This is a genomic window from Cupriavidus sp. CuC1 (genome assembly GCF_044627735.1).
In the GTDB taxonomy this organism is placed as follows: domain Bacteria; phylum Pseudomonadota; class Gammaproteobacteria; order Burkholderiales; family Burkholderiaceae; genus Cupriavidus; species Cupriavidus ulmosensis.
In genome coordinates this window covers 1-13,651 of sequence record NZ_JBIUHC010000220.1, presented here as the reverse complement: position 1 = coordinate 13,651, position 13,651 = coordinate 1, and the positions used below count along the sequence as shown (strand labels likewise).

The 13,651-nt window shown below is 65.5% G+C and carries 10 protein-coding genes; 8 read left to right on the top strand and 2 right to left on the bottom strand.

Annotated elements, in window-relative coordinates; all coding sequences use genetic code 11:
- Window positions 1-289: 289 nt before the first annotated feature.
- Window positions 290-1,249 (top strand): DUF3047 domain-containing protein, encoded by a 960-nt coding sequence (locus tag ACGLHR_RS47145; protein WP_400102648.1) that lies wholly within the window; start codon window positions 290-292, stop codon window positions 1,247-1,249.
- Window positions 1,250-1,256: 7 nt separating this feature from the next.
- On the opposite strand, the gene ACGLHR_RS47140 is transcribed toward ACGLHR_RS47145, so the two are convergent.
- Complete coding sequence (locus ACGLHR_RS47140) at window positions 1,257-2,450, bottom strand: M20 aminoacylase family protein (protein ID WP_400102647.1); 1,194 nt, start codon at window positions 2,448-2,450, stop codon at window positions 1,257-1,259.
- 311 nt (window positions 2,451-2,761) lie between these two features.
- Between ACGLHR_RS47140 and ACGLHR_RS47135 the strand changes: the two genes are divergently transcribed.
- The 5 genes from ACGLHR_RS47135 (at window position 2,762) to ACGLHR_RS47115 (ending at window position 8,584) form a co-directional block, all read left to right on the top strand.
- Window positions 2,762-4,348 carry an ABC transporter substrate-binding protein gene (locus tag ACGLHR_RS47135; protein ID WP_400102646.1) on the top strand — a complete coding sequence of 529 codons (1,587 nt, stop codon included), beginning with the start codon at window positions 2,762-2,764 and terminating at the stop codon, window positions 4,346-4,348.
- Window positions 4,349-4,603: 255 nt separating this feature from the next.
- Window positions 4,604-5,581, top strand: coding sequence for an ABC transporter permease (locus ACGLHR_RS47130; RefSeq protein ID WP_318237728.1), 978 nt, complete (start codon window positions 4,604-4,606; stop codon window positions 5,579-5,581).
- Window positions 5,582-5,585: 4 nt separating this feature from the next.
- Window positions 5,586-6,503, top strand: coding sequence for an ABC transporter permease (locus tag ACGLHR_RS47125; protein ID WP_318237727.1), 918 nt, complete (start codon window positions 5,586-5,588; stop codon window positions 6,501-6,503).
- A gap of 21 nt (window positions 6,504-6,524) precedes the next feature.
- Window positions 6,525-7,523: an ABC transporter ATP-binding protein gene (locus ACGLHR_RS47120; protein ID WP_267605161.1), complete on the top strand. Its 999-nt coding sequence runs from the start codon at window positions 6,525-6,527 to the stop codon at window positions 7,521-7,523.
- Entirely contained in the window at window positions 7,520-8,584 is a 1,065-nt protein-coding gene (locus ACGLHR_RS47115; RefSeq protein WP_400102645.1) for an ABC transporter ATP-binding protein, read from the top strand. The genes ACGLHR_RS47120 and ACGLHR_RS47115 overlap by 4 nt, the downstream gene beginning before the upstream one ends.
- Window positions 8,585-8,919: 335 nt before the next feature.
- Here the strand turns inward: ACGLHR_RS47115 and ACGLHR_RS47110 are convergent, their stop codons facing one another.
- Entirely contained in the window at window positions 8,920-10,089 is a 1,170-nt protein-coding gene (locus ACGLHR_RS47110) for an ABC transporter substrate-binding protein (protein ID WP_400102644.1), read from the bottom strand.
- A gap of 312 nt (window positions 10,090-10,401) precedes the next feature.
- On the opposite strand from ACGLHR_RS47110, the gene ACGLHR_RS47105 reads away from it, so the two are divergent.
- Together ACGLHR_RS47105 and ACGLHR_RS47100 are read left to right on the top strand one after the other, a co-directional pair.
- A complete protein-coding gene (locus tag ACGLHR_RS47105; RefSeq protein WP_400102643.1) occupies window positions 10,402-12,507 on the top strand; it encodes a molybdopterin-dependent oxidoreductase in 2,106 nt (701 codons plus the stop codon).
- Window positions 12,508-12,512: 5 nt separating this feature from the next.
- A partial coding sequence (locus ACGLHR_RS47100; RefSeq protein WP_400102642.1) for an aminopeptidase occupies window positions 12,513-13,651 on the top strand: 1,139 nt, incomplete at its 3' end.

The following is a 13,651-nucleotide window of genomic DNA, read 5'->3' as shown; positions in this document are numbered from 1 at the left end:
AAAGTAGGTAATCGCCAGGCTCTCCCTTGAAACCCCCCAGTACGAAAGTACTGGGGGGTTTTGCTTTTGCGGCGGCGGTTTGCGCTGCCGCCACACCAGGAATCCCGCGTCAGGGTACTGGAGCCTTTCTTCCCCCATATCCTTCTGTTACCGTTTGTCTCAAGCCCCGGCTTGGCCGGACGTGACGCGGTTCGATGCATCGACGCAGTTCGAAAGATTGAAAAAGAGCCCGGGCCGGTTGCGCGCCAGAACGCACGACCAGCTGGCGGCATCCAGGTTTGGGGGATGAATGGCGGCCAGATTTTGCCTGTCGGTGCTGACCGGCGTGGTAGGTGCGCTTGTTTTGGCGGGTTGCGGCACACTCGGAACGGCGTCCACGCCGCGGGGACCGATCCCGCTGTCGGGTCCCGGCGCCATGGCCGCGGTCGCGTCGAACGATTGCAGCAGCTTTGCCGCGCACATCGAGCAACTCAAGCTCGCCCCGCCGGCGCAGACGCCGGTTTCCGCCGAGAACCTGACACCAGACCAGATCGCAACGAGCCAGAATCCAGCCGAAGCCGATCACGCCAGTGAGCCCAGTGAGCCGGAAGAGCACCCTACGCTGAAGCCCCTGCCCTTGTTCTCCGCAGCGCCAAGCGGGCTTAGCAAGCCGGCAGGCTGGCAGCCCTGGACCGTCAATCGCAACAAGATTCCCACACGCTATACCCTGACAGAAGTCGACCAACGCATGGTGTTGCATGCCGAAGCCGACAATTCGGCATCCGGCCTGTATGTACCACTGGTCGGGCGCGAGCCGGGCATGCTGAACTGGACGTGGAAGACGCGCGACGTCATCCGTAGCGCTGACAACTCGCTGGCCCCGCGCGAGGACGCACCGCTACGCATCTTCGTCGCCTTCGATGGCGACAAGGGCAGCCTCTCGCTGAAGGATCAACTGATGTACGAGATGGCGCGGCTGACAACGGGGCGCGAGATGCCCTATGCCACGCTGATGTACATCTGGGGCGGGCGCAAGCCCGAGGGATCCGTGGTGTCGAATCCGCACACCGACCGTGTGCGGATGATCGTGGTCGACTCAGGTACCCGGCATACCGGCGAATGGCGCTGCCATCGGCGCGACCTGCGTGCCGATTACCGCAAGGCCTTCGGGGCCGATCCGGGCAAGGTGGTGGCGATCGGCATCATGACCGATACCGACAACACCAAGAGCCGCGCCGAGAGCTGGTACGGCGACATCGCGCTGGACTGACGCGCGTTCAGGCAGGCGCGAGCCACTTCTCCACCAGCTTCACAAAGAAGGTCGAGCCGACCGGCAGGATCTCGTCGTTGAAGTCGTAGCTGGGGTTGTGCAGCATGCAGGGGCCGAGGCCGTGGCCGGCTTCGCGGTGCACGCCTTCGCCATTGCCGATGAACAGGTAGCAACCGGGCTTTTCCAGCAGCATGAAGGAGAAGTCCTCCGCTCCCATGGTCGGCTCGATCTTGCCATCGACATTGCCCGCACCGACCAGTTCGCTCGCCACTTCGACGGCGAACGCGGTTTCCGCCTCGCTGTTGACGGTGGGCGGATAGTTGCGGTGAAACTCGAATTCCACGGTGCAATCGAAAGCGCTCGCCACGGCCTTCGAGACTTCCTCCATGCGGCGCTCGATCAGGTCCAGCACCGGCAGCGTGAAGGTGCGCACCGTGCCGCCGATCCAGGCCTGGTCCGGGACGATATTGGTGGCATCGCCGCCATGGAACTGCGTGACCGAGATCACGGCGGCATCGATCGGGCGCTTGTTGCGGGTAATGATGCCCTGCAGCGCGGAGACGATCTGCGCGCCGGTGAAGACCGGGTCGTTGCCGTTGTGCGGCAAAGCAGCATGCGCGCCCTTGCCGCGCACGACGATGCGGAATTCGTTGCTCGACGCCATCAGCGGGCCGGGGGTGGTGCCGAAGCTGCCGGCCGGCATGCCGGGCCAGTTGTGCATGCCGAACACGGCATCGCACGGGAAGCGCTCGAACAGGCCATCCTTGATCATCTCGCGCGCGCCGCCGCCGCCTTCTTCGGCGGGCTGGAAGATCAGGTTGATGGTGCCGTCGAAATTTCTGTGTTCGGCCAGGTAGCGTGCCGCGCCCAGCAGCATCGCGGTGTGGCCGTCATGGCCGCAGGCATGCATGCGGCCGTCGTGCTGCGAGCGGTGGCCGAAGGTGTTGGCCTCCTGCAGCGGCAGGGCATCCATGTCGGCGCGCAGGCCGATGCTGCGCTTGCTGCTGCCGTTGCGAATCACGCCGACCAGGCCGGTGGTGCCAAGGCCGCGATGGACCTCGATGCCCCAGGCAGCGAGGTTCTGCGCAACCACGTCGGAAGTCCGTTCCTCCTTGAAGCAAAGCTCCGGATGGGCGTGGATGTCGCGTCGGATGCTGCGGATTTCAGACTGCGCCTGAAGAATTTCGGGGATGAGTGTCATGATGCCAGTTGAGGGCGTGGGATACCCCGATCATACGACGCCTCAGTCCAAAGCGCCAAAGCAGGCACCCGGCAGGACACTTCCGCCACTTTCACAAGCGCTCCCGCGGCACATGACCGCCAATCAGCGCGGGGGTTTCCCCGCATTGCCCCGGATGGTGCAGTGCTGGAACAGTTCATGCTTGATGTGCTTGCCTGGCAACGTTGCCGCCTGCCGCGTCCGTAGCCGCACCAAAATGCGGCGCCTGGCGCGATTTGCCTGCGCTGCCCCTAGTAGTCATTTGCTACATTTCTTCCCGGGAGAGTTGCGCGATGTCCCTTCGCACATGCAAGAAGGCATTCGGTGCCATGGTGGTAACCGCGGCCATGAGCTTCGGTTTTGCCGGCCAGGCCCACGCGGTCGATTTCAAGCTGGCCATGAGTTCGCCCCCGACCTCGATGGATCCGCACTTCTACAATCTGTTCTCCAACATCAACGTCTCGGAGCACATGTACGAGTGCCTGGTGAAGATGGATGCGGACAGCAAGATCATTCCCGGCCTGGCCGAGTCCTGGAAGCTGGTGAACAACCTGACCTGGGAATTCAAGATCCGCAAGGGCGTGAAGTTCCACGACGGCTCGGAACTCACCACCGACGATATCGTCTGGTCGCTCGAGCGTCCGTCCACCATCCAGAACAGCCCCGGCAAGTTCGACGTCTACACCAAGGCGATCATCAACAAGAAGGTGATCGACAAGCACACCATCCAGCTCACCACCAACACGCCGTACCCGCTGATGCTGAACGACCTGACGTCGATCTTCATCGTGCAGAAGAAGGCTACGCAGGGCCTGACCTCGGACGACTTCGCGCAAGGCAAGGGCATGATCGGCACCGGCCCCTTCAAGTTCGTCAACTACGCGCGCGACGACCGGGTCGAACTGGTGAAGAACCCCGACTACTGGGGTCCCAAGCCCGCCTGGGACAAGGTGACGCTGCGCTTCATCCCGAACCCGGCCACCCGCATGGCGGCGCTGCTGTCCGGTGACGTGCAGGCCATCGAGAACGTACCGACGCCTGACCTGCCGCAGGTGCGCAAGGATCCGAAGCTGTCGTTCTTCTCCAAGATCTCGCACCGCGTGATCTACCTTTACACCGATGACAAGAAAGACAAGTCGCCTTTTGTCACCACCAAGGAAGGCGCGCCGATGGATAAGAACCCGCTGAAGGATGCGCGCGTGCGCAATGCCATCAGCATGGCCATCAACCGCCAGGGCATCAAGGACCGCCTGATGGAAGGCCTGGCGGAGCCGACCAACAACCTGGTGCCGCCCACGCTGTTCGGCTACAACCCGAATCTGAAGACGGTCAAGTACGACCCGGAAGGCGCCAAGAAGCTGCTGGCCGAAGCGGGCTACCCGAACGGCTTCGGCATCACCTTGCACACGCCTAACAACCGCTACGTCAACGACGAGAAGATCGCCCAGACCATTGCGCAGAACCTGACCCGCATCGGCATAGCGACCAAGGTCGAGGGCATGCCGATGGCGACCTATTCTTCCAAGGGCATCAAGCATGAATTCTCGTTCGGTTTGCTGGGCTGGGGCGCGCAAACCGGCGAAGTGAGCTCGCCGCTGCGCGCGCTGCTGGCTTGCGAGGATCCGAAAAAGGGCTTTGGCACGACCAACTGGGGCGAGTACTGCAATCCCAAGATGGACGTAGTGCTGGAAAAGGCGCTGGCCACGGTGGATGACGGCGAGCGCTCCAAGCTGCTGCAGGAAGCTACCGCGATTGCCGTCAACGATGGCGGTATCATCCCGATCCACCAACAGGTGACCACCTGGGCCACCCAGAAGGGCATCACCTACGTGCCGCGTACCGACGAACGGACCTACGCGCACAATTTCAAGCCGCAGTAACTTGAAGGCCTGACGTTGCGAGGGCCTGAGCAGTAAAAGGTGAGGCTGGCGAGCGCGACCATGACGTCGCGCCCCCGGCCAGGCATTTGCAGGTATTTGCAGGTAAAAGCGGGAAGCGTCCGCGGTCTGGGCGGCCGCTTCCCGACGAATCATCCCCGGACGGTAGCCGGGCCTAGCCACGAGCCGACTGCCGGTGCAGCCAGGCGGCGCCTACAGGCGCCGTGGCCTGTCATCGGCGAAGGAAAGCTTCCGAACATGCTGGTTTTCATTATTCGGCGCCTGATGCAGAGCGTAGTCGTGCTCTTCGTCATGTCGCTCTTGGTTTTCCTGGGCGTCTTTGCCATCGGCAACCCGGTCGATATCCTGATCAATCCTCAGGCCGACCAGGAGGACATCAAGCGCACCATCGCGGCGCTCGGGCTCGACAAGCCCCTCTGGGAACAGTACTGGATCTTCCTGCGCAACGCGCTGCACGGCGATCTCGGCACCTCGTTCGCGCACGGCACGCCCGCGCTCAAGCTGATCTTCGAGCGCATGCCGGCCACCATGGAGCTGGCCGTGTGCGCCATCCTGCTGGCCGTGCTGCTCGGCATCCCGCTCGGGCTGTGGGCCGGCCTGCGCCCCGGCGGCGTGGCAGGCAAGACCATCATGGGCGTTTCCATCCTCGGCTTTTCGCTGCCCACCTTCTGGGTCGGGCTGATGCTGATCATGGTGTTCGCGGTGCAACTGGGCTGGCTGCCGTCCAACGGGCGCGGTGAAACCAGCGCCTTGCTCGGCATCCCCGTCAGCTTCCTCACGGTGGACGGCTTGCGTCACTTGCTGCTGCCAGCGGTGACGCTGTCGCTGCTCAATATCGCCATGGTGATCCGCCTCACGCGGGCCGGCACGCAGGAGGCGATGCTGCAGGACTACGTCAAGTTCGCACGGGCCAAGGGCCTGTCGAATACCCGCATCGTGGGTGTGCACGTGCTCAAGAACATCATGATCCCCATCGTCACGGTGATTGCCCTGCAGTTCGGCTCGATCATCGCCTTTGCCATCGTGACCGAATCGATCTTTGCCTGGCCCGGCATGGGCAAGCTGATCATCGATTCCATCCAGTTGCTCGACCGGCCGGTCATCGTGGCCTACCTGATGGTGATCGTGACGCTGTTCATCCTGATCAACCTGCTGGTGGACATCATCTACAGCGTGCTCGATCCGCGCGTGCGTATCGCCGACAACAAGGGCTGAGCTCATGACAACCGCAACCGAAACCACCGCGGCCCCGCCGCTAGCCGAGCAGACCCCGCTGCGGCGCTTCGCCAGCCAGTTCTTCTCGAGCAAGATCGCAGTGACCGGCCTGACCTTGCTGATCATCGTCCTGTTGATCGCGCTGCTCGCGCCCTGGCTGTCGCCGCAGAACCCATATGACCTGGCCACGCTCGACGTGCTCGACGCGCGCATGGCACCGGGCGAGCAGTCCGGCAGCGGCATGACCTTCCTGCTCGGCTCGGACGAGCAGGGCCGCGATATCCTCTCAGCCGTGATGTACGGCCTGCGCATCAGCATCGGCGTGGGCGTGGTCAGCACCGTGATCGCGCTGCTGCTGGGCGCCACGCTTGGGCTGATCGCCGGCTTCCTGGGCGGCCGCGTCGAAGCCATCATCATGCGCGTGGCCGACCTGCAGCTGTCGTTCCCGCCCATCCTGCTGGCGCTGATCCTGCTGGCATTCCTGCGGCCGGGCATCGGCAATATCGTGATCGCGCTGGTGGCGGTGCAGTGGGCTTACTACGCCCGCACCACCCGCAGCGCGGCGCTGGTGGAGCGGCGCAAGGAATATATCGAGGCCGCTACCTGCCTGGGCCTGCCGCCGGGGCGGATCATGTTCCGCCACCTGCTGCCCAACTGCCTGCCGCCGCTGATCGTGATCGCGGCGCTGCAGGTGGCATCGGCGATCACGCTGGAGGCCACGTTGTCTTTCCTCGGCCTGGGCGTGCCCATTACCGAACCGTCGCTGGGATCGCTGATCGCCAACGGCCAGCAATACATGCTGTCCGGCAAGTACTGGATCAGCTTCTTCCCGGGCATTGCGCTGGTGGTCACCATCGTGGCCATGAACCTGGTCGCCGACCAGCTGCGCGATGTACTCAATCCGCGCCTGCAAACGCAGTAACGCAGCACGACAGGAGCGAATATGAGCAAACCAACCCTTGTGGTGGAAGGCCTCAAGACCCAGTTTTTCACGCGCGGCGGTATCGCGCGCGCCGTGGACGATGTCTCGTTCTCGGTCGACCGGGGCGAGATCATGGGCCTGGTGGGCGAGTCCGGCTCGGGCAAGTCGATGACCGGCTACTCGATCATGGGCCTGATCGATTCCCCGGGCAAAGTGGTGGATGGCCGCATCGAGCTGACCAGCCGCGACGGCGTCACGCGCGACCTGCGCAACCTCACGCCGGCGCAGATGCGCGATGTGCGCGGCAACCGCATCGCGATGATCTTCCAGGATCCGATGATGACGCTGAACCCGGTCCTGCGCATCGACACGCAGATGATCGAGGCAGTGCTGGCGCATGAAAAGGTCGACAAGGCGGTGGCGCGCGAGCGCTCGCGCAATGCGCTGGCCCGCGTCGGGATTCCTTCGCCGGACGAGCGCCTGCGCGCCTATCCCCACCAGTTCTCGGGCGGCATGCGCCAGCGCGTGGCGATTGCCATCGCGCTGCTGAACAAGCCGGACCTGATCATCGCCGACGAGCCCACCACCGCGCTGGACGTCACCATCCAGGGCCAGATCCTCTACGAGATGCAAAAGCTGTGCCGCGAGTCCGGCACCGCGCTGATCTGGATCACCCACGACCTGTCCGTGGTGGCCGGCCTGGCCGATACGGTGTGCGTGATGTACGCGGGCAAGATTGTCGAGGCCGGCGATGTGCGCCAGGTGCTGGAGCGCCCCGAGCATCCCTACACGCACGGCCTGATCAGTTCCGCGCCGTCGCGCAATCCGCGCGGCGCGCCGCTGCGGCAGATCCCCGGCATGACGCCTTCGTTGCTGAACCTGCCGGCCGGCTGCGCTTTCCGCGAGCGCTGCGCCTACGCCACCGATGTGTGCAAGACAACGCCGCCACTCGACACCGCGGCAGACGGGCGCCGCCTGCGCTGCTTTCATCCGGTCCTTGCCCAGCAGGAGGCCGCATGAGCGCCGCCGTCGTTGATCCCGCACTCGCCGCCATGAAGACCGAACCCATCGCAGAACCCACGCCCAACGCGCCCATCCTCGAGCTGAAGGGCGTGTCCAAGCGTTTCGTCAAATCGCTCGACGTCGCGGCCAAGATCGCCAACCTCTTCGGCGCCGGGGCGAAAGAGGAAGTGGTGCATGCGGTCGACCGGGTCGACCTGTCCATTCGCGCGGGCGAGGTGGTTGGCCTCGTCGGCGAGTCCGGCTGTGGTAAGTCCACGCTGGGCCGCATGGCGGTGGGCCTGCATTCGCTGACCGAAGGCTCCCGGCTGTGGCGGGGCGTTGACCTGGACCGCCTGCCGCCGGAGAAGAAGCGCGAGAAGCAGCTGGCGATCCAGATGATCTTCCAGGATCCGTATGCGTCGCTGAATCCGCGCCTGCGCGTGATGGACATCGTTGGCGAGGCGCCGGTCGTGCACGGCATGGTGCCGGCCAGCGAGCAGAAACGCTACGTGGAAGACATGCTGGTACGCGTGGGCATGGACCCCACCGTGCTACGCCGCTTCCCGCACCAGTTCTCGGGCGGGCAGCGCGCGCGCATCGGGATTGCGCGGGCGCTGGCGGTCAAGCCGGAATTCCTGGTGTGCGACGAGTCGGTGGCGGCGCTGGATGTCTCGATCCAGGCGCAGGTGCTGAATCTCTTCATGCGCCTGCGCGAGGACCTCAACCTGACCTACCTGTTCATCAGCCATGACTTGGGCGTGGTCAAGCACATCAGCGACCGGGTGGTGATCATGTACCTGGGGCGGGTGGTGGAGTCGGCGCCGGCGGAAGATGTCTTCGCCAGCCCCAACCATCCCTACACGCAGGCGCTGCTGGCCGAGGCCCCCAAGCTGGAAGTGGGCAAGAAGACGTTCGTGGCGATCAAGGGCGAGATTCCCTCGCCGCTGCATCCGCCGCCGGGTTGCCATTTCCATCCGCGTTGCCCGCATGCGATGCCGCGCTGCCGGGAGGAGCAGCCGCTGCTGAAGGAAATCGCGCCGATGCGGTTTTCGGCTTGCCACCTGAACGACATGGCGTAGTTGGTTAGCCCGGCAGCGCTGGACGAAGCTGACAGGATGCGCCAACGGGGATTGAAATGACGCACGGTGCTTACTCCCTCTCCCCTCGTGGGGAGAGGGCTGGGGAGAGGGGTGGTTCGGCTAGGAGCCACTTGAAGCAAAGCCAATGGTTTTTTCCAGCGTGACGGCGTAACGAGCGCCCGCCCTCTCCCCCGGCCCCTCTCCCACAAGTGGGAGAGGGGAGCAAACCCGAGGCACTGCCGAAGCCGCCCGCCATGACGACGGCAGTCGCTCCCTCTCCCCGTGAGGGGAGAGGGGAGAAAAGCCCGGCCGCGGCGGAAGGCCAGTGGCTGACTTCAGCGGATGACCTGCCCCCGCGAATTGATGATGGTCATCTCGACGAATTTCGAGCCGACGTGGCTTTCCGGGCTGAAGTTGATGATGTAGCCGCCGAGGTCGACGTTTCTCATGCTTTCCAGCGCGGTGATCAGCTTTTCGCGGGTGAGGTCCTTGCCGGCGCGGCGCGTGCCCTCGACAAAGGCCTTGGCGGCGATGAAGCCTTCGATGCTGGCATAGTCGAACTCGTTGGGCTTGCCGGCCGCCTGCAGCAGGCGCAGGTATTCGCGCACCACCGGCAGCGTGGCGTTGCCGGGGTGGGGCATGACTTGCGAGATGATCACGCCGCTGCCCTTGGCGCCCACTTCCTTGGCAAGCGCCTGGGTGCCGACGAACGAGACGTTGTAGAACTGGCCGTTGAAGCCGCGGCGCAGCGCTTCCTTGACGAAAGCGCCGGTGGTCCGGTACGCGTTGATCATCACCACCGCGTCGGGCTTGGACTTCATCGAGCCCTGCATGGCGTCGCCGATTTCCACCGTATTGCGCACCACGCCTTCGCGGGCGACGATCTGCACGCCGCTGTCGGGCGAGGCCTTGAGAGCGCGTTCCAGCGCCTCCAGGCCGGCCTTGCCGTAGGCGTCCTCGTTGTAGACCACAGCGACCCGCTTGAGGCCGGTGACGCGGACTTGGCGCAGGATGGCCGCGGCTTCCTCGTTGAAGCCGGCGCGCACATGGAACGCATAGCGGTTGAACGGCTCGCGCAGCGACTGGGCGCCGCTGTAGGGGGCGAAGAACGGCACCCTGGCCTGGGTGGCCAGCGGCAGCGAGGCCTCGCCGGTCTCGGTGCCCACGTAGCCGAACAGCGCGAAGGCGCGGTCTTCGTCGATCAGCGCGCGGGTGTTCTTGGCGGCGGATTCGGGCTCGTTGAAGTCGTCCAGCACCTTGAGCTCGATCTTGCGGCCGTAGATGCCGCCGTGCTGGTTGACGTAGTCGAAATAGAGCTGCGCGCCGGAATTGAGCTGCTTGCCGAGCATGGCGGTAGGCCCGGTGAGCGCAGCCGACTGGCCCAGCAGGATGGTGTCCGCGCTGACCCCGTTCTCGGCGCTGGCATTGGCAACGAATGAGCCGATGGCGCATGCCACCAGCAGGCCGGCAAAGCGCCAGCTCCTGACCCCAGAATGCACTTGCATGGTTTCCCCGTGAAAAACGGTGTGTTCTTTACCCGTGAATGCCTTGCCGGTCTGTGCCGGCGCTGCCCTGGCGCCATCCCCCGGCGCAGCGTCGGGCTATCATAATCGAATACAATCGGAGCCTAACAATTTCCCCGGCGGCGCCCGTCGGGGCGACGCCGGCATACAACACGCGATGCCATCAGGTCAGCCCGGCAACGGCCTTTCCTGCACGGTAGCCAGGTCCCGCCGCGTGTGGCCGCCCAGCCGCCCCGATGCATGGTTCCCATGCCAGTCGCGCCGCCCGCCCCCAATTGCTTGCCAGGAGAATCCATGGCTTCCCGCATCGTCCGTGCCGCTTGCCCGCACGATTGTCCTGATACCTGTGCATTGCTCGTCACCGTGGAAGACGGTCGCGCGACCAAGGTGGCGGGAGATCCCGATCACCCCGGCACCCAGGGCGTGCTGTGCACCAAGGTCTCGCGCTACACGGAGCGCACTTACCACCCCGACCGCTTGCTCACGCCAATGAAGCGGGTCGGCCGCAAGGGCGAAGGCAAGTTCGAGCCGATTTCCTGGGACGAGGCGCTGGACACCGTGGCCTCCCGCTTGTCCGCCATCGCCGCGCGCGACCCGCAGGCCATCCTGCCGTACAGCTATGCGGGCACCATGGGGCTGGTGCAGGGCGAGAGCATGGCGGCGCGCTTCTTTCACAAGCTGGGCGCCTCGCTGCTTGACCGCACGATCTGCGCCAGCGCCGGTGCCACCGCACTGCGCTACACCTACGGCGCCAGCATCGGCATGGACATCGAGCATGTGCCCGATGCCAAGCTCATCATCATCTGGGGCGGCAACCCCATCGCCTCCAACCTGCATTTCTGGACGCGGGTGCAGGAAGCCAAGCGGCGCGGCGCCACCCTGGTGGCGATCGACCCGTACCGCTCGCTGACGGCCGAGAAATGCCATCGCCATATCGCCCTCATGCCTGGCACCGACGGCGCGCTGGCCCTGGCGATCATGCACGTGCTGATGCGCGACGACCTGCTCGACTTTGAGTACATCGCGAGCCACACGGTGGGCTTCGAGGCGCTGCGCGAGCGTGCCCAGGCTTACACTCCGGCGCGCGCGGCCGAACTGTGCGGGATCGGCGTCGACGACATCGAATGGCTGGCCGGCCTCTACGGGCAACTCGCCGTGCGCGAGCGCCAGCCGGTGGCGATCCGCCTGAACTACGGCATGCAGCGCTCCCATGGCGGTGGCCAGGCGGTGCGCGCGGTGGCCTGCCTGCCGTCCCTGGTAGGTGCCTGGCGCCACGCGGCCGGCGGCCTCCAATTGTCCACTTCGGGCTTCTTCCCGGTGGACAACCTGGCGCTGCAGCGCCCCGACCTGCTGCCTGGCCTGCCGGCGCTGCCGCGCACGGTCAATATGAGCACCATCGGCGACGCGCTGCTCGATGCCGGTGACGGCGCGAGCAATCCGAAGATCGAGGCGCTGGTGGTCTACAACAGCAACCCGGTGTCGGTGGCGCCGCAATCGACCAAGGTGGCCGAAGGCTTCGCGCGTGAAGACCTGTTCACCGTGGTACTGGAGCAGTTCCGTACCGATACGGCCGACTATGCCGACATCCTGCTGCCGGCCACCACCCAGCTCGAGCACGTGGATGTGCACAAGGCCTACGGCCATACGTACTTCCTGGCCAACAACCAGGCTATCGCGCCGCTGGGCGAGGCCTTGCCCAACACCGAGATCTTCCGCCGCCTGGCCCGGCGCATGGGCTTTGTCGAGCCGTGCTTTGCTGATAGCGACGAGGACATCGCCGCCCAGGCCATCGTGGCCACGGACCCGCGCGCGGCAGGCATCAGCTGGGACTCCCTCAAGGCGCAGGGCTGGCAAAAGCTCAACCTGCCGGCGGCGCCGCTTGCCGAGGGCGGCTTTGCCACGGCGTCCGGCAAGTGCGAGTTCTACTCGGAGATCATGCGCCGCGACGGCCTCGATCCCTTGCCCGACTACGTGCCCCCGTACGAGACACCCGCGACCGCGCCGGAACTGGCAGCGCGCTATCCGCTGGCGATGATCTCGCCGCCGGCGCGCAACTTCCTCAACAGCTCGTTTGTCAACGTCGACAGCCTGCGCGCCACCGAAGGCGAGCCGCACCTGGACATCCATCCCGAGGACGCCGCCCCGCGCGGCATCGCCAACGGCAGCATGGTGCGTGCCTTCAACGACCGCGGCAGCATGCTGGCGCGGGCCCGCGTGACCGACCGGGCTCGCCGCGGGCTGGTGGTGGGGCTGTCGATCTGGTGGAAGAAACTGGCGCCGGACGGCAAGAACGCCAACGAGCTCACCAGCCAGCGCCTGACCGACCTGGGCCGCGCGCCGGTATTCTACGATTGCCTGGTGCAAGTGGAAGCCGCGCCGGCCACGGCTGTCGCCGCCTAGCCGCCATGAACCTGCGCCCGGCACGCACGCTTCAAGCCCTGGCTGCGCTGGGGCTTGCCGCGCTGCTGTCCGGCTGCGACACGGTCGGCTACTACGCGCAGTCGATCGGTGGCCACCTTGGGGTGATGGCGGATTCCCGGCCATTGCCCGACGCCATTGCCGCGGCGCAGCAAGCCAAGGACACGCGGCTGGCGCAGCGCCTGGCTCTCGCCGGCACCATCCGCGACTTTGCCTCCCGTGAGCTGAAGCTGCCTGACAACGGCAGCTACCGCCGCTACGCCAACCTGCACCGGTCGTATGTGGTGTGGAGCGTGTTCGCCACCCCCGAGCTGTCGATGGAGCTGCACAAGTGGTGCTTCCTGGTGGTGGGCTGCATCAGCTACCGCGGTTATTACGCGCAGGCCGACGCCGACGGCTATGCGCAGGGCCTGCGCAAAGAGGGCCTGGAACCCTACGTCGCCGGCATCCCGGCGTATTCCACGCTGGGATACTTCGACGATCCGCTGCTCAATACCTTCGTCTACCAGCCCGAAGGCGAGCTGGCCCGGCTGATCTTCCACGAACTGGCGCACCAGGTGGTCTATGTGCGCAATGACACCACCTTCAACGAGTCCTTTGCCACCGCCGTGGAAACGGCCGGGGTGGAGCGCTGGCTGGCGCTGGCGGCGTCGCCCGATGCCCGCGCCAGTTACCGCCAGTACGACATGCGCCGCCAGCAATTCCGCGCGATGCTGCTGGACGCGCGCGATCGGCTTGATGTGCTCTATCACTCGCCCTTGCCAGACGATGCCAAGCGCGCCGGCAAGGCGGAGATCTTCGCCGGCTTGCGTGCTCGCTATGTAAAGCTCAAGGAAGAGTGGGGCGGCTACAGCGGCTACGACCGCTGGTTCGAGCGGCCGCTGACCAACGCGCAGCTTGCTGCCGTGGCGACCTACCAGCAATGGGTGCCGGCCTTCACGGTGCTGCTGGCGCGAAGCGGCGGCGATTGGACAGCGTTTTATGCCGAAGTGCGGCGCATCGGCGAGCTGCCGCGCGCCGAGCGCGACGCCCGCCTGCGCCAGCTGGCGCCGCCGGCCAGCGGCAGCGGTGCGCTGACCGCTGGCGAGAGCGGGACCGCGGTGGGTGCCGCGATCGGCGCGGCACG

Excerpts from the sequence above, each read along its gene's own strand:
- ACGLHR_RS47145 (WP_400102648.1), top strand. The coding sequence starts at position 290 with ATGGCGGCCAGATTTTGCCTGTCGGTGCTGACCGGCGTGGTAGGTGCG.
- ACGLHR_RS47140 (WP_400102647.1), bottom strand. The coding sequence starts at position 2,450 with ATGACACTCATCCCCGAAATTCTTCAGGCGCAGTCTGAAATCCGCAGC.
- ACGLHR_RS47135 (WP_400102646.1), top strand. The coding sequence starts at position 2,762 with ATGTCCCTTCGCACATGCAAGAAGGCATTCGGTGCCATGGTGGTAACC.
- ACGLHR_RS47130 (WP_318237728.1), top strand. The coding sequence starts at position 4,604 with ATGCTGGTTTTCATTATTCGGCGCCTGATGCAGAGCGTAGTCGTGCTC.
- ACGLHR_RS47125 (WP_318237727.1), top strand. The coding sequence starts at position 5,586 with ATGACAACCGCAACCGAAACCACCGCGGCCCCGCCGCTAGCCGAGCAG.
- ACGLHR_RS47120 (WP_267605161.1), top strand. The coding sequence starts at position 6,525 with ATGAGCAAACCAACCCTTGTGGTGGAAGGCCTCAAGACCCAGTTTTTC.
- ACGLHR_RS47115 (WP_400102645.1), top strand. The coding sequence starts at position 7,520 with ATGAGCGCCGCCGTCGTTGATCCCGCACTCGCCGCCATGAAGACCGAA.
- ACGLHR_RS47110 (WP_400102644.1), bottom strand. The coding sequence starts at position 10,089 with ATGCAAGTGCATTCTGGGGTCAGGAGCTGGCGCTTTGCCGGCCTGCTG.
- ACGLHR_RS47105 (WP_400102643.1), top strand. The coding sequence starts at position 10,402 with ATGGCTTCCCGCATCGTCCGTGCCGCTTGCCCGCACGATTGTCCTGAT.